General features: G+C 42.7%; 11 protein-coding genes. 7 read left to right on the top strand and 4 right to left on the bottom strand.

The annotated features are described in order from the left end of the window. The first annotated feature begins 5 nt into the window (after nt 1-5). From FRZ06_08150 to FRZ06_08140, 3 genes are all read left to right on the top strand, one after another. Nucleotides 6-1,001 carry a lactate dehydrogenase gene (locus tag FRZ06_08150; GenBank protein ID QOX63322.1) on the top strand — a complete coding sequence of 332 codons (996 nt, stop codon included), beginning with the start codon at nt 6-8 and terminating at the stop codon, nt 999-1,001. A 28-nt stretch (nt 1,002-1,029) separates the two neighbouring features. Beyond that, entirely contained in the window at nt 1,030-2,097 is a 1,068-nt protein-coding gene (locus tag FRZ06_08145) for an NAD(P)H-dependent oxidoreductase (protein ID QOX63321.1), read from the top strand. A 154-nt stretch (nt 2,098-2,251) separates the two neighbouring features. Then, complete coding sequence (locus FRZ06_08140) at nt 2,252-2,473, top strand: hypothetical protein (protein QOX63320.1); 222 nt, start codon at nt 2,252-2,254, stop codon at nt 2,471-2,473. Between the two features lie 61 nt (nt 2,474-2,534). Here the strand turns inward: FRZ06_08140 and FRZ06_08135 are convergent, their stop codons facing one another. Both FRZ06_08135 and FRZ06_08130 read right to left on the bottom strand, forming a co-directional pair. After that, the gene (locus FRZ06_08135; protein ID QOX63319.1) at nt 2,535-3,254 is read right to left on the bottom strand and encodes a response regulator transcription factor; all 720 of its coding nucleotides are present in this window, start codon (nt 3,252-3,254) and stop codon (nt 2,535-2,537) included. Between the two features lie 17 nt (nt 3,255-3,271). Continuing rightward, on the bottom strand, nt 3,272-4,978 hold the full coding sequence (locus FRZ06_08130) for a PAS domain S-box protein (protein QOX63318.1): 1,707 nt from the start codon (nt 4,976-4,978) through the stop codon (nt 3,272-3,274). 172 nt (nt 4,979-5,150) lie between these two features. On the opposite strand from FRZ06_08130, the gene FRZ06_08125 reads away from it, so the two are divergent. The 4 genes from FRZ06_08125 (at nt 5,151) to FRZ06_08110 (ending at nt 9,930) form a co-directional block, all read left to right on the top strand. Further along, nucleotides 5,151-6,617, top strand: coding sequence for a sodium:solute symporter family protein (locus FRZ06_08125; protein ID QOX63317.1), 1,467 nt, complete (start codon nt 5,151-5,153; stop codon nt 6,615-6,617). Nucleotides 6,618-6,878: 261 nt separating this feature from the next. Then, the gene (locus tag FRZ06_08120; protein ID QOX63316.1) at nt 6,879-7,952 is read left to right on the top strand and encodes a hypothetical protein; all 1,074 of its coding nucleotides are present in this window, start codon (nt 6,879-6,881) and stop codon (nt 7,950-7,952) included. A gap of 126 nt (nt 7,953-8,078) precedes the next feature. Continuing rightward, nucleotides 8,079-8,627 carry a TRAP transporter small permease gene (locus FRZ06_08115; protein ID QOX63315.1) on the top strand — a complete coding sequence of 183 codons (549 nt, stop codon included), beginning with the start codon at nt 8,079-8,081 and terminating at the stop codon, nt 8,625-8,627. A 4-nt stretch (nt 8,628-8,631) separates the two neighbouring features. Beyond that, nucleotides 8,632-9,930, top strand: a complete 1,299-nt coding sequence (locus tag FRZ06_08110; GenBank protein ID QOX63314.1) for a TRAP transporter large permease — start codon at nt 8,632-8,634, stop codon at nt 9,928-9,930. 130 nt (nt 9,931-10,060) lie between these two features. Here FRZ06_08110 and FRZ06_08105 read toward each other — a convergent pair whose 3' ends face one another. Together FRZ06_08105 and FRZ06_08100 are read right to left on the bottom strand one after the other, a co-directional pair. Beyond that, on the bottom strand, nt 10,061-12,211 hold the full coding sequence (locus tag FRZ06_08105; GenBank protein ID QOX63313.1) for an EAL domain-containing protein: 2,151 nt from the start codon (nt 12,209-12,211) through the stop codon (nt 10,061-10,063). 251 nt (nt 12,212-12,462) lie between these two features. Continuing rightward, nucleotides 12,463-14,844, bottom strand: a complete 2,382-nt coding sequence (locus FRZ06_08100) for a M28 family peptidase (protein ID QOX63312.1) — start codon at nt 14,842-14,844, stop codon at nt 12,463-12,465. Nucleotides 14,845-14,956: the final 112 nt, after the last annotated feature.

The raw sequence follows: 14,956 nt of genomic DNA, 5'->3' as shown, positions 1-14,956 counted from the left end.
TTATAATGCTGTATCATTTAGAGAATCTAAAAAAGGAATCAAAGAAGCACCATGGTGCGTTCAGCAGTGCACCGTTGTTTTCTCCTAAAGGCAAATATCGGATCAATCTAGTTGGTCTGGGAGATGTTGGCGGGACGCTGCTGACAGGGTTAAAGCTGCTGGGGAGTGATGTGATTTCCCAGATTGGTATTTATAGCCCGGGTGATATCACAATCCGTTATGAATATGAAATGAACCAGATTGGCTATCCAGATAGCCAAAATTCGCTGCCGGAAGTGATCGTGTTTGAGAAAGAGGACTTGTTTGATTGCGATCTCTTCGTATTCTGCGCTTCAAGATCGGTTCCTGCTCTTGATTCCGGTATTGAAGATGTGCGGATGGCTCAATTTACTGCAAACCGAGAAATCATCAGAGAATATGCAAGGCTGGCAAGAATCAAAGGCTTTCGCGGAATTTTTGCGGTGGTTTCTGATCCGGTAGATCCTCTGTGCAAAGTCGCATATATAGAGAGCAACACGGATGAAGCAGGCCTATTTGATAACAGAGGAATGCATCCGTCGCAAATCCAAGGATACGGACTGGGTGTTATGAACAGCAGAGCCGCCTATTACGCCAAGCGGGAAACCAAGTTTCATACATTTTTGACAGATGGCCGCGCGTTTGGTCCCCATGGAAAGGATTTGGTTATCGCAAACAGTATCGAGAATTACGATGATGAGCTGTCGAAGGAGCTTACCAGATTGACTGTGGAAGCAAATCTGAGGGTTCGTGAAATAGGCTTTAAACCATATATTGCACCTGCACTCTCCTCCGGAGCAATTTCTCTTCTGCTCACACTGCGAGGAGAGTGGCATTACAGCTCAATCTGCTGGGGCGATGTCTTTTTGGGCTGTAGAAATCGTATGACCGAGGTCGGTCCCGTACCAGAGCTTCTGCCTCTTCCTGAATTGCTGTATCAGAGGATCCTATTTGCGTACCAGGAACTGGAAAAAATCGTCTGATACAAAGTGACATCATGGAGGAGATAAGATGGCTGATATAACATTGATTAGACCCTACTGCAGTGAAAAGAGCAAAACAAAGCGGCTGGACGCTATTTTAGAATATAGCCTTCAGGGATATACCTATGAAACCATTACAACAGCAGAGGAGTTTCGAACGCTCAAGCAGAAAAAAATCCTGTTTGCCATTTCGCTGGGAGAATCGGGGATAAACCTTGAGTATTATGGAATTTTAAAGAGAATCAGGCAGGAACGCAACTGTTTTGAAGGAAGCGTGGGAGGGATCATCCTCGATGGCAGTACCGAGCTGTTTACCAAATCGGTGGGAAGGGAACTGGCCTTTAGTGCCAACCAGTCAGGCTGCACTTTTCCTGGCAAGGCACTGGTCGAGGGAACAGGATCACTAAGGAACTTCAATGTAGCCGCTCGAAATCTGGAATTAGATCATTTGGAAGCGTATATGTATTCCGGCAGGGAGCTGGTAAATAAGATTGCTGATTTTAATCCGCCTAAACCTGATAAACCGAACATCCTTATTCTCCATGCAGGCAATTACTCCAGATCCAATACTTTGGATTTATGGAAGCTTGTTGAGCACCATCTGAAAGACTGCTCTATCACCGAAGTATCACTGAAAAATGGTGCGGTTATGGATTGTATCGGTTGTCCGTATAAGACCTGCAAATACTTCGGTGAATCGGGAAACTGTATTTATGGCGGTGTAATCGTTGAACAGGTCTATCCCGCCATTTTGGAATGCGATGCATTAGTTATGATCTGCCCAAATTACAACGATGCCATCAGTGCCAACCTGGCAGCTTTTATTAATCGTCTTACCGCTCTTCTAAAGATGACGAGCTTTTATGATAAATATCTCTTTGGCTTGATTGTCTCAGGATACAGTGGCGGGGATATCGTGGCACAGCAGCTGATCAGCGGACTGAATATGAACAAAACATTTATACTGCCCAGTCGTTTTGCTATGCTTGAAACCGCTAATGATCCGGGCAGCTTGCTGAAAATAGAAGGAATAGAAGAGAGAGCTGCGGCATTTGCCCGTCAAATAAAAGATACGCTTCATAGCCCTTTACCTTGACTGGTTATGAATCGCAGCATTGCGACTAAAATAATATCAAAAACTCGAGTAAAATCTATTGTAATGAGAAAGCGATCATTGCATAATGTTTAAGAACGGATTGATCGTGATGGAATAGAAAGTGAAACGACTTTTCTCTTGGAGGCAAGGTATTTTGAAAAGCAAAATAACGAGAAGAATGAAAATAATATGGATGATGATTCTGATCGGATTTTGCGCCATAGAATTTCCAGGGATTCTGATTGTTGGCAAGATGGCGAGGCCATTTATATTTGGATTGCCGTTTCTTTATGCGTACATGATCTTTTGGTGGTTGTACCTTTGCATTGTTATTTACCTTGCCTACAGGGAGAACTGGGGCAGGAGCCCAAGATGATCGTATTCCTGCAGATCTTGATCATCTTATCCGACATTGCAAGAGCACCTTATCCTGTAACTTAACGCGATTCCAGCAATTTGTGGTTAAACTTATAGCCGACACCTCTTATGCTCAGAATATATTTTGTTCCTTCCGGGCTGATTTCCAGTTTCTTTCGAAGCGTACTGATGTAGACCATAACAGTTCTTGCATCGTTGCCCAGACTGTTTGTCTTCCATATCAACTCGAAAATTTGATCCGCTGTAAAAATTCTTTTTGGATTCTCAATAAGTAATTTCAAAATATCAAATTCTTTTGCCGTGAGATTTGTATGCTGTCCGTTTGCATGTACCTCTCTTGTTTGCATATTCACTACAAGACCCAAAAATTCATGTATTTCTTCTTTAGGAGCCGACATTGCATTTATGGATGTCTTTTGCCTTCGCAGATGCGCTTTGATCCTTGCGATAAGCTCGCCTGGAAGAAAAGGCTTAGAGATATAATCATCCCCGCCTACAGAAAGCGCTATAATCTTGTCGATTTCCTCTGATTTACAGCTTAAAAACAAGATGGGACTGTTATTTGTCTTCCTGATTTCAAGGCAAAGATCAATTCCCTCGATATCGGGAAGCATAATATCGAGGATGATTAAATCCGGTTTTTCAGATTGAATGAGAACAAGAGCTTCTGCACCGTTGTAGGCGGAAAATGGGATAAAGCCCTCTCTGGTTATATAGGAACGGATCAGATCGTTGATGGGTTTTTCATCGTCAACAATTAATATTTTTTCGCCAGCCATGGGTTTGGCTCCTTTCGTTAATCATAATAAAGAGGGATAGAAAATGTAAACGTACTTCCTTTGCCAGGATGGCTTTTTACAGATATGGAACCTTTGTGTGCATTGATGATTTCCTTTGATATGGTAAGTCCTAGCCCGCTGCCAAGCTGTATCCCTGAACGGGTCGGTGTGTGAGCTTTAAAGAAACGATCAAAGATATAAGGAAGGTCCTCTTTGGGGATTCCGGCTCCGCTGTCTGTAATGGTAACAATATAATTTCTAGCAAAAGGATCCGTACCAAAGGTGATTTTAATCTTATCCTTGGGTTTCGTATATTTAATTGCATTGTAGATTATATTTGAGAAGACCTGATCAATTCGCTTTGGATCTGCAATGATGTTTTTACCCTGAAGGGCAGGAATGTCCGTATGGATTAAAGGTTTGATTTCGGCAGATTTCATATCCAGCAGATGCTGCTCTATCATCTGCCTAGAAAAATCAAGTGCGGAAAGATGCATAAAATTAAATGAGAACTGATTGCTCTCCAGCTTGGATAGCTGGAACAGGTCTGCAATCAGGTGCTCCAGCAGCAGAGCCTTTGAAGAAATGATTTCCATAGCCGATGTTTTTTCGTCAGGATCGGAGATGGTACCGTCATTGAGTGCATTGATATAACCCAAAATTGCGGTGATGGGAGTTTTTAGTTCGTGTGATATGTACGAGAGCAGCAGATCGCGGGACTGCTTGGCGGATTTAAGCTGAATCTCTGCATTTTTCATTCGAGTGACGTCCCGTATAATGCCTTCAACGGCAATGGGGATGCCCTCTTTTCGTATCACGGAAATATTGAATTCTCCCCAGAATACGGAATCATTTTTATGATTGATCAAAAATATGTTTTCCCGATTTGGAGACAGGCTGCCGTCAAAAATAGATCGTACCTCATCAAAGTGATCCGGCGACACAATTTCAAAATAAAATCTGGGATTTTGGTAAAACTCTTCGGGCGTATAGCCAGTTAAGGTTTCAACGGAAGGGGAAACATAAGTAAATACAGGCTGAGGCTTTAGCGCGTAATAAAAAATAACGTCCGTTGCATTTTCTGCAATGATCCGATAAAGGCGATCCGCCATTTTTACCTCGTCTTTTGTCTTTTGAAGATAAATAATAAAAATGGAGAAGTTCAATATATTAGAGAAAATAATTTCTGTCAGATAAAGGGTCGAAAGATCCTGATAAAAGGTTTCAAAGATCGACAGGACGGCCTTTCCGGCACCCCATAGAATAAAGACGCTGATAGAAAGCCCTTTTTCAAAGGGAGGAATGGACCAGTATTTGTATACGATGAAACTGATCATTGCTGTGACGATGGTCTGATACATAGACATGGGAAGGTAGATTGAAAGATGATCAAAGTCGTAATAGACTCCAAGCAGCAGCCACATGGTAAGGTAAAGAGAAAAACGATACCAGTAGGTAGGAATCTGTGTATGCATGAAGGCATATGCTCCGAATAGCAAAAATAAAATGTTGGCCAAATCAAATATCTTTCGGATTTCCAAAAGTTCGGGTATGTTCTTGTTGATGGACAGAATTAACAGAAGCAGGCTTAAGGAATAAGCCACCCAGCATAACCCCCAATATCTGATGTAACGTTCCTGACTTCTTGCAAACATATAAAAATAGACAAAAGACATCAAAAGGGTCAGTATGATAAATGTAAAGATCAAACTGGGTAAGTACAAAATCTGCCCTCCTGCAATTACAGCGCATACACTGATGATTCAATAACAGATATATCCAGTTTCTAAGCTCAAAATCCATGGGTGATACGCCTGTCTAGATCTACTTTATTATAATGGAAAGCCATGCTATAATAAAGTAAAATAATTCTGAAAATTTCGGAAAGGTATCGTTATGCAAGCATCTACCCCTGTTTTAATGATCGTGTTTGTGTTCACTTTTATTCCGCTGATCTTTGCTGAGCTAGCTAGGAATAAGTCCGTGCCCACCATTGAAGATTTCTTCCTGCAAAGTAGAAAGATGCCTGCTGTAATGCTGATTTTTACAGTTTATTCCACCTGGATGAGTGCTTTTGCCTTTCTCGGCGCCGGTGGATATTTTTATGAGATGGGGCCTGTTTACATGACTGCTATCGGATGGGATGCCTTGTTTGGTATCCTTTTCATGGTGATTGGAAAAAGAGTCTGGTTTTACGGAAAAGAAAACGGATATATCACGCCAACTGACTTCTTTCAGGATATCTATGAGTATAAACCGTTAAGCTTTATCGTTACTGCCGTTATGATCCTTTTTACAATACCATATCTGCAGATTCAACTTTCCGGCGGCGCATATATTATTGAGGTTGCATCAGACGGCATGATTCCATGGAGAATATCGGGTTTGATATTCTATTTGATCATCATTATTTACCTTTGGGCGGGAGGCCTTCGGGCTGTGGCTCTGACGGATATTTTTTATGGCACTTGTCTGTTTCTTTCCATGATATTTATCGGATTTTTCCTCGTGAATAAAGCGGGCGGTGCAGAATATGTATTTCAAACCATTACTGCAATCAACGAAAAAAATGTGGTGCTTCCAGGTCCCAAGGGAGATGCGGGAGCGCTTCTTTGGATTAGCATGTTCGTCACCGTTCCCATCGGGGCATTGATGGGACCTCCTATGTGGATTCGATTTTATTCGGCAGAAAATAAGAGAATCTTCAATATGATACCGCTGTTCATCACCATTGCTGCGATTCAATGTGTGGGTACGATGCTGGCGGGCAGTGCAGGAATTCTGTTGATTCCAGATGCATATCAGTCAGATGCAATCATTCCCATCATGCTTCTGAAATATGGTGATGAGGTTCTGTGTGCTTTGCTTTTTTGCGGTGTGGCAGCAGCGGCACTTTCTACCGCCAATTCCCAGATACATGCTGTTGCAGCCATTTATACCATCGATGTACATAAACGCTATATCAATAAGGATATCTCGGAGAAAAAGCTTACTTCAGTGGGGAAATGGGCTGTTTTGATCATATCTGCTGCAGCCTATATTTTGTTGCTCAATAATCCTGTAATGATCATCAATACAGGCACCATTGGAATGAGTGGTACGGCGCAAATCTTTATACCCGTTGCCGGAGCGCTTTTTTGGAAAAGGTCCAATGGAAAAGCTGCGGCTTGCGGGGTACTTACCGGGATTCTTGTACTGGCAGTAACCTTTGCTAATACTAGCTCTAGTGTTAGCTATTGTGCTGTTCTCGCATTGGCTGCCAATACCCTTGTCTTTGCAGGGGGGAGCCTGGCGTTCCCTGCCGACCAAAAAACAAGGGAAAAAATCGTCTTGTATCGGGATCGTTATGAGAGAGATCTATAGTAGAGTTACAATCTAAATTTTGAAATAGGCTTAAATCTATTTAAAATTTTCTCCTCCTTTTTTAGGGTAAGTTTAAATTTCGTTTAAAGCAATCTTAAGCATGGGCTTGAAGTATTGCGAAATTTTCAGAATAATCGTAATATTAGCTTAAATTCATAAGCTGATTTTTTTTTATTTAAAAGATTACTATTTTTTCTTTCAGATAAAGAGCTGAATCGGCAAAACGCTTTATGGATTTATTTTATAGGAGGAGAGAAAAAGATGAAGAACAAAAAATGGATTGTAATGCTCTTGATTTTGGCATTAGTGCTTACTGGCTTTACAGGCTGCGGAGGAAGTAAAGGAGGCAGTGGCGGAGGAGATGTGTCAGGAAGCGAAGGTTCCGGCGAGCCCATCGTTTTGAGATTGGCATCCGATGCGCCTCTGGAGCATATTGCGACAGGGCTGAATGAAGAAGCCTGCGAACTCGTAAAGGAAAGAACTGATGGACGAGTTGAAATTGAATACTTTCCGGCAAGCCAGCTGGGAGGCTATGAAACCGTCTATGAAGAAATCGTAAGAGGAACCATTGATCTGGGACAGATCACAATACCTGATGCTCTAGATGCCAGACTGGGAGCTGCTTATGTACCATATTATGCAAAGAGCTTTGACGAAGCAAAAATCCTTTATGCGCCCGATTCATACCTTTCCGGTGTAATCGGAGGCCTGACGGAACAAAACGGAGTCAAATTCCTTGGTACTGTACTGGAAGGATTCATAGGGATGGCGTTTGTGTCTGAACCCAATGCCATGACTACACCGGGAACAAATAAAAAAGTTAAAACTAGAAGCCCTGCAATGGCAACCTTCCGTGTTGCACAGGAAGATTTGGGATTTAACCCAATCACCGTTCCTTACGCAGAAGTTCCTACAGCCATTCAAACAAAGGTAGTAGACGGCTGGGTTGGCGGAACACCGAATATCAACTATGCTTGGGTTGGGCAGGTTATCAAATTTATGTATGTAAACTACATCCATGCAGAAGCAACCAGTTATGTTGTCAGTGAAAAGACGCTTGCAAAACTGACTCCGGAAGATGCGGAGACAGTAGTCAAAGTATTTCAGGAGCAGAGCGTAAAGAGTTTTGACCTGGCACAGGAAAATGAAGAAAATTATAAGAAAAAGCTGGCTGATGATTACGGTGTAAAGGTTGTTGAATTTACTCCGGAAGAGGTCGATACATACGCAAACTTCGTTCGTGAGAAATCATGGCCCAAGATGGAAGAACTTCTGGGCAAAGAACTGATGGATGGTATGAAAGCTGAAGTCGAAAAACTGGAAAGCGCACAATAATAATTCTTCTCAGCAGACAGTATCAGGCTTTATGAAAAGATCAACTTTCAGCAACAATCCTGATAAAAGACAAAGGGAAGGCCGGACCTTCCCTTTGGTGAGTCTTTGCGAGAAAGGAGGCTATCAATGAATCATTTGGAACAAACAGCTTTTTGGAGAGGACTTGCAAAGTTTCTTCGCGGCGGGCTGGTTGTATCGTCCTGCCTTGTGACAATTATCACCTTTGCAGCGGTAATTACCAGGGCTCTGAATATTAATTTTTTAGGATATGAAGAAATACTTATCATTTGTGCCTTTTGGTTATATATGATGGGTACAGCATATGGAAGCTATGAAAACAGTCATATCAAGGCGGATGTCATCGTCGTTATGATGCCTGAGGGATTTTATAAAGCCCTGCTGGCATTAATTCGCAACACACTTTCGCTCATATTGGGATTTGTTTTTCTCCTATGGGCTTTGCAGCTGTTTCAATGGACCATCGTCATGGGGACAAAAACTCCTGTGTGGAGAATTCCTGTTACGATTTCTCAGTCATCACTGTTGTTTGGTCTTGTTATAGCAACCTTTTATAATTTGGTATATCTATATGATGAAGCAAAAGCTTTTGTCGGCAAGTACATCACCAAGACAATTTCAAAAGACCCGCCGGCAGACGATATCAAGGGGGTGTAACGAAATGCTTGTAGCAATTGCAGTCATAGTACTCATCGTAATCTTGCTGCTGGGAGTTCCGATTCCCTTTGCCTTTTTTGCTTCTACTCTAGTTATTGTAGTGGGCGGCGGCTATGACTATACCTTTTTGTTGCCATATGGGTTCAGTAAAGTCAGTTCGCTGATTCTAGTGGCTATTCCGCTTTTTATTCTAGCAGGAAATTTAATGGAGAGAAGCGGAATCGGAGAAGGCTTGATCAATTGGGTTGAAATGTTTGTAGGTCGGGTCAAAGGCGGTCTTGGTGCCGTTATGGTTATATCTTGTGCACTCTTCGGAGCAATTTCGGGAAGTGGTTTTGCTACCTTGTCCTGCATCGGAACGATTATGCTTCCCAGAATGGCAGCCGCTGGCTATCCCAGAGGTGTATCCGCAGCGTTAATTTCAAGTGCTTCGTTACTTGGCCTGTTGATTCCGCCCAGCCTGAATATGATTGTCTATGCGTTTATTGGCGGTCAATCTGTTCTGGCTTGTTTCCTGGCTACTGTGATTCCCGGTATTATCCTAGTGATTCTCCTCAGCGGTACAACCTTTTGGCTGCTTCGTAAGAATCAGGATATCAAATTGAGAGATCCAATGCCTCCGGAAGTATATTTAAAAACTCTGGGCAAGAGAACTTCCCGTGCGCTGCCGGCAATGGTTGCTCCCATCATAATACTAGGCGGTATTTATGGCGGATTTCTGACTCCTACGGAAGCTGCGGCAGTATCCGTTATTTATACAATCCCAGTCGGAATTTGGTTCTACAAGGGCTTAAACAAGGAAAGCTTCAAGTCGGCTCTGGTCACTGCAGGAACCACAGCTGGAGTTGTCATGATCATGCTGTTATCGGTTATGATGTTATCGAGACTCTACATAATGGAAGATGTTCCGCAGATGATTTTAAAGGCAATGACTTCTGTTACAGACAATACCTTTGTTTTAATTCTGTTTGTCAACCTGTTCCTGATCATCATCGGGATGCTTATGGACGATACCAGCGCAATTTTGCTCTGTACACCGATTTTGTTGCCGGTGGTAATGAAGCTTGGCGTTAATCCTGTTCATTTTGCTGCAATCATGGGGGTAAACCTGGGTCTTGGCTGTGTTACACCGCCGACTGCACCGTTCCTTTATCTCGGTTCCCGGATTGGAAATGCTCCCATTAACGAGATGATGAAACCGACAATGTATTATATCGCTTTTGCCTGGATTCCCACATTAATTATAACCACATATGTCCCGGGCTTGTCCTTATGGCTTCCTTCTCTCTTTGGTTTTGTATAAAATATAATAAAGTCAGAAAAGCCCGTTTGAATACGCAGCAGGCGTAATCAGACGGGCCTTTTGATTGATGTAAAACCACTAAATAATTGACATAGAACCTTTATAACAGACTAGAACTTGCTGAACTCTGTCAGCGTTTCTTCCCGGTGTTGCTGATAAGATATTGTACCAGTGCTTCATAGGGAAGGGGTTCACTGTATAGGTACCCTTGGTATTTTTCGCATCCCAGCTGGTAGAGAATATTTTTCTGATCTTCTGCTTCTACGTATTCTGCAATGATAGAGCAGTCTAAAGAGTTGCAAAGATAAACAATAGATGAGATGATATTCCTGCAGTTGCTGTTGCTAACCACCTCGCGGATTAAACTTCCATCAAGCTTGATGGTATCAAATTCATACTCTTTCAAGTATTTCAAAGAGCTGTGTCCCATACCGAAGTCATCCATGGCAAGCTTGATTCCAAGCTGCTTTATGGAGTCAATTTGGTCCATTATCTTGTGGCTGCCAGCCAAGGCGATTTGCTCTGTGATTTCGATTTTTACTGAGTGGAAGGGCAATTGATTCATTTCTATTTTGTTTTTCAGCCATGAGATTAAGGTTTCATTTTCAAGCTGGACTGCGGAAACGTTCACCGACAGAGAGATTTCACTGTAACCGGCATTTCTAAGTTTGCCGAGATCCTCAAGAGCTTTGTTGAAGATCCATCGTCCCAGATTGTCGATGATGCTGGATTCCTCTGCTAAAGCGATGATCAATGGCGGGTAGATATAACCATAGACTGGATGATTCCAGCGGAGCAGCGCTTCCACTCCAAAAATTTTTCCATTGTAATCAGTTTGAGGCTGATAATAGAGCTTTAAATTTTCATTCTTTAGATCATCTGCGAGATCAGAAGCCAGAAATCTGGACAGATTACCAATCTCGTCATGTCTGGATAAAAGAGCAGGGGGATAACCTCGCTCTTCATTTTCCTTATATACGGAATAGACCTTTTTCAGATTGAGCTTGATCTGTTCTTGTGATGCCATTTCTGACAGTCTCACAAAGGGGATGTAACAAGCAGTTCCCAGAACGAAGTTGAACAGCTGAAGGATACTGCCGCTGATAGACTGTGTCGCCATATATCCGCTCAGCAGGATCGGGGTTGTCCATTCAACCGCGTGAATTGTGTACGGTACAAAACCATAATAGACAGCAAAGAATGCCGTAAAGGTCAAAAGAACAGGCACGCAAAGAAAGGGAACCAGAAAAATCGGATTCAAAACAATTGGCAGCCCAAAGACCACCAGTTCATTGATATTAAACAACAGAGGGAGTGCGGACAGTTTCGCCAGCTCTCTTTGGTTTTTATATTTACCGGCTAGGAGGATTGCGGTTACAAGACAAATAGCAGTTCCGCATCCGCCCATCAGAATAAAGGAATCAATAAAAGTCTTGGTAAAAACAATATCGGGTGTTAGTCCGGCTTCTATAAGTCTTTGGTTGACCTCAACTCCAGGTTGAAAAACCGCTTGGGTCACCGGCTCCAATATATTGCTGCCGTGCATTCCGAAAAACCAAAAGAGATGAATTAAAATGACGAATAGTAAACCACTAAGGAAAGGCGATTCAATTCTCGTAAAAAGCGTACTGAAATATGTGGATAAAAACTCCTGTATACTGGCAATGTGAAAGACATTGGATAAAGTGACATTTATAGCAGCAAAGATTCCAACGGTTACGGCGGCGGGAAAGATGGAAGAAAGCGCTTGCTTGAAAACCGCATCTGCCCCATTCGTATAGGCTTTCAATTTGAATGCATTGAGCGATGAAAATTTCAGAAAGAGAACGGAGGAACTGGCAGATACCACGATCGCCATAAAAATACCCGAGGCACCGAAACTTGAAATATGAAAATTTTCGATACTGATTTCACTGATTGCAAGATAGGATGCGAGGGATACTGACGCAGTTATGATTGGGCTGGTATTTTTTTTTAGCCCGATCTCATTGGCGTAGGAATAACTGATGCAGATCACCATGAAAAGAGACATCATTCCAAAGGTGCTGTCATGAATCACTGTTAGAAGCAGCCCCCAGTCTTCTCCCAAACTTTGAGCCATAAAACTCTGGTAGAAGGGTATGGGGAGACTATTAATCAATAGAGCAAAGGAGCCCAATAAAAGTAAAGGTATCATATAGGTGAGACCTTTTCTTATTGCAATTAGAATCGGTATCCTGTTAATTATTTTATCGAAACGGTAAAACCAATTTTTTACAGACATTTTTCTGTACATCTTCATCACTTTCTGCTCAATTCATAGATTATATCTGGAGTATGTTAACTGAACCAGCATGAATAATGGGTAATATAATATTATCGGTTTCTTATACAGGAACTTTAGTATTCTTGAACAATTTGATTTTAAGAAACAATAAAACGAGGTGGGAATTCCCCACCTCGCAGTAATTTGGTTTTAAGAGAAGCAATCGTTTTCAAGGCTTCAGACCTCAAGGTGCCAACTAATTGAGCCTTAGTTTAGAGTAGTACTGATTATTTCAGCATTTTTGCAAGATCGCGCATCGCTGCGGTTTCTTTGACAAGTTTCTCTCTGTAGATAAGGTTCTGAGCATCGATGGCCTTCTGATAAACGCCGATCTCCGCTGAGAAGTCTGCACCTGCTGTATCGTACTTCTCCATGAGACCTCTGGTTGCTGCTTCAACATTCGCTGGTATGAAATTCCTTCCGGTACCCCAATAAAGGTTATCCTGATTGTCCTTGCCCCAGAACATATCATTCTGCTGAGCGATGACTTCAGGGCTGAAATACATACTGTACCACTCAAGGATATTATTTACCTGCCAAGCATATTCGTCTGCTGCTGTTACTGCGTCACCCTTATTCAGACAATCGATGATTGACTGCATCAGCTGAATGTTTTCCTGAGGCGCTTCGTGAGGCACGACAGGTCGCTCATACATCAGTCCAAGGAACTGATCCTGTGCAAATTTGAACGCCTTAAGATTTTTCTTATTTAGCGCTTTCGCTTCCGAAGCAAGCTGACTTATTTTCAATGGGTCTGCACCGGAGATGACCGCACTGTTATATTCCTTATTGAGATCCAAGATCTTCTTTGTCGCTGCTTCGGCTGCTGTTTTCAGTTCGTTCAGTGCTGACAGATAAGCTTCGGAATCTCCGCCTGCTGCTTTGCAGAATTCTTCGTCAAAGGCAGCGAGCAGTCTGTCATACTGTGATGTGTAATCGAGATAGAGCGCTGGTGTCTTGTCAATATAAGAAACGAGTGCACCGTAGAACTTGATGTTGAACTCCATTACATCCTTGTTATACGTTGATGGATCATCAAATTGAGTGTGGTAACGATCCACATAGAATGGAAATACAGTTTCCATATCCTCCTGGAGCAGGAAGCCATTTACCGTGGAAGGCACACCGGCTGCATAATAGGAGAAATCATCGGAGTAAGTATAAGTCTGATACCCGGCAGTTTTAACTCCTGCTGGGAAGCAGTTAACTGGGTTCGGTGAAAGCGGATACTCATTTACGTAGTAATCAATCATCCGATACATCTCCGGAGCGGAATAAACGCTGGTATAATCGGCAAATTCATAAGCAGGAAGCTCAAAGTTGATGAATGCCAGGGTTTTCCCAACCCACTCTGGGTGAGCCTTGTTAATCATATTCCATGCCCCGGTTGTCCAGTCAAACAAGCTGTAAGTGGTACCCCATTCCTCGGCGCCATGAATGACGAATACGATGTCGTTATCCGGAACGTAGCCACTGTCCTTCATCGCCTTAGCCATAGCAAGGACAAGGCCGACGGCACAGCTGTCATCCTGGAAGCCCTTGAAATACATATCGTAGTGTCCGCCAATCACGATCTGCTGCTCGGAGCTTTTGCCTTTGATTTTTCCCATAATATTATAGGAAGTACCGCCTGCGGATACTTCGTTATCCACCTTGAGTGTAGCGTTCACCGGACCTTTTCCCAGCTTCGCTTTTATGTAATCGGAATCATTCACATTGATGCTGACACAGGGAATACTGGTAGGTCCGCAGATATCCTGAGAATTGAGGGCATCCTTGCTAACCTGAGCAAAACCGCCTACATTTGCACTTAGGATAGCGGCAGCGCCTTGAAACTCAGCTTCGAGCATTGGATAGGTAATCCACCAATCTGCTCTTTGATCCAAATCAATGAGAACGATTTTACCCTTCACATCAATGCCGTCATAATCGTGCATAGTTCCTTTTTCCACATAGACGATCTCTGCGGTAATTCCGTCTTTTGGAGTAGCAGCTGTAGCATAGGAGTGGGGCTGAATGATCTTGCTGTCACCTGCAAGCGAGAGGGAAGCGCCGTTGAACTGCCACTTGGTCACATCTGTGGCTACTTTTTCCGTGTCGGTAAGACCAAGCTTCTTCATTTCAGAAAGAAGGTAATCTGCCGCCTTATGCTCTGCATCGCTGCCTGCTGTTCTGGTTCCGATACTGGAAGACCAGTATTTCGGATTTGTTGACAACTCCAGTGCGATGTTGTAAGCATACTGGTGATCTACAGCAGCAAGTAGTTTGTCATAGTCAGACTGAACTTGAGCCGGAATCTGAACCTTTGGTTCTGCCTGCACTGGGGCAGAAATCGGTTCTGCAGTAACTGGAGCGGGAGCTGTTGCCGGAGTTGGCTCCTGCTTTTGCACATTGCCTGGTATTGTTATGTTCTGATTTGTGTAAATCAGATTTGGATCCGCAAGCTTATTGTATTCTGCTAATGCCTGCCAGGTCGTCTCATACTTTTTTGCTATTTTCCACAAAGCATCACCGTCTTTGACAGTATAGACCGTATCCGCAAATGCAAAGCCAACACTTCCGAATACCAATAGAGCAGCTAGGGAAAAACATAAAATCTTTCTTTTCAAATTTACTCACCTCCGTTTAATCGTAAAGAACTTCCAAGATATTCTACACCTAATAAACTGAAAAATCAAAAAATTCATCAAAAAGCAACATAGTTATCAAAATTCAGCATAG

The organism is Clostridiales bacterium, from assembly GCA_015243575.1.
In the GTDB taxonomy this organism is placed as follows: domain Bacteria; phylum Bacillota; class Clostridia; order Peptostreptococcales; family Anaerovoracaceae; genus Anoxybacterium; species Anoxybacterium hadale.
Note: the sequence above shows the minus strand (reverse complement) of the source record. Positions and strands in the feature narration are given on the sequence as shown.